Source organism: Prevotella ihumii (assembly GCF_900155655.1).
Lineage (GTDB): Bacteria > Bacteroidota > Bacteroidia > Bacteroidales > Bacteroidaceae > Prevotella > Prevotella ihumii.
The window spans coordinates 1-1,349 of sequence record NZ_LT706991.1 but is presented as its reverse complement, the minus strand read 5'-3'; the positions used below and the strand labels follow the sequence as shown (position 1 = coordinate 1,349).

Annotated in this window: 2 protein-coding genes and 1 pseudogene; all 3 read left to right on the top strand. The window is 43.5% G+C overall.

Annotation, left to right across the window (positions count from 1 at the left end):
• The first annotated feature begins 133 nt into the window (after positions 1 to 133).
• Positions 134 to 550 (top strand): hypothetical protein, encoded by a 417-nt coding sequence (locus CZ367_RS13765; protein ID WP_036857307.1) that lies wholly within the window; start codon positions 134 to 136, stop codon positions 548 to 550.
• A 51-nt stretch (positions 551 to 601) separates the two neighbouring features.
• Entirely contained in the window at positions 602 to 1,000 is a 399-nt protein-coding gene (locus CZ367_RS13760; RefSeq protein ID WP_021669139.1) for a hypothetical protein, read from the top strand.
• Positions 997 to 1,349, top strand: a pseudogene (locus CZ367_RS13755) (bifunctional DNA primase/helicase); the annotation flags it as partial. The gene CZ367_RS13760 and the pseudogene CZ367_RS13755, both read left to right, overlap by 4 nt.

Here is a 1,349-nt window from a genome sequence, read left to right as displayed (position 1 = left end):
GGCAACAAATAACGCATAATGTTAAAAATGCAAAATGGCAATATAATGCCAATATTGGCAATTTAATATTCTTTCTAAAGCCCTATTTGTTAAGAACTTTGCAGCATTATTTCTAACAAAAAGACGGATACATATGAAGACAAAGAAACAAAACTCTGGAAGTAACGCAAAATTCTACGTTGTACTTCCGACGCTTGAAATCATGCTCTCCGCCAGCAAAAACTGCAAGCTAAGGGCAGGCTATGCCGATATGGAATATTCCAACTTTATGAAACACTGCAAGATGCAGACCGACCTTCGTATCAACACTTATGCAAGATGTGCCGCAGCCTTCGATATGGATGTGCTGCTGATACATCTCCCAAAGGGAATGATTGATTCCATGATTGCAACCACACCCCATAAAAGCCTTCGCTTCTCCACAATGGAGCAGGAAGATCTCATCGTTATTCTCAATCGGCTGTGCAAGCTAGACAGTAGAAGATTTAAGCAGCATCTTATGCAGTTATTGCACCAATTGGGGAAGGACTCTGAATTTCCAGACGGATGATAATCCACGGAGAGCAACAATTCAATCCTAAACTGAAAAGAGAAGTAGCATATGACAGAAGAAGATAATTTACAAAAGACGGTAATTGCAGAGTTACGCTCACTAAGGAACGACATGGAGCGAATAGCCAGCTTTATCGTGGAAATGAGACGCGATTATTCCGTTTTGGAGGATAAGATGGAACTCAGTTCCTCCGACGTCATCAGACTCTTGGGCATTTCGCGGGCATCCCTTGCCCGATGGAGGGACACCAACGCAATCCCGTTCAGGTATATATCATGCAACCACGTTGCTTATCCGTTCAAGGGACTTTACGTCGCCGTCAAGAGCGGACGTGCCTCCTTCAAGGGTTTCAGACGGGTGGAAGCCCTGCAACGACTCAACGCCTACAAGGATGGTGTCCTTAAAGGATATATGGGAAATGGTCAAACTTTATTTGAGGAACTATGAACATCAAAGAAGAAATACTAAGCCGAACCAACAAAGGACTGGATGTGTTCTGCTTCTATATGCCCATCGACTTTGTGCCAAAGCGCAATTTTCGAAATCCTTTGTATGACGACAAGCGTGCATCGTGCAATATCTATCTCGACAACAAGTCCGGCTGCTACCGAATGAAGGATTTTGGCAATGAAGCCTATTCGGGGGACTGTTTTTGGTTTGCAGCCACAATGCTCGGACTGGACGTGAGGAAAGACTTTGTTAAGGTGCTTGAAACCATAAATCGGGACTTGCAGCTGAATATTTGCATTGAAAGGAAAGAACATAGTAATCCCCACACAATGATGATGAAGCCTTG

What these genes read in the sequence shown, in the direction of transcription:
- CZ367_RS13765 (WP_036857307.1), top strand. Translation starts at nt 134, where the DNA reads ATGAAGACAAAGAAACAAAACTCTGGAAGTAACGCAAAATTCTACGTT.
- CZ367_RS13760 (WP_021669139.1), top strand. Translation starts at nt 602, where the DNA reads ATGACAGAAGAAGATAATTTACAAAAGACGGTAATTGCAGAGTTACGC.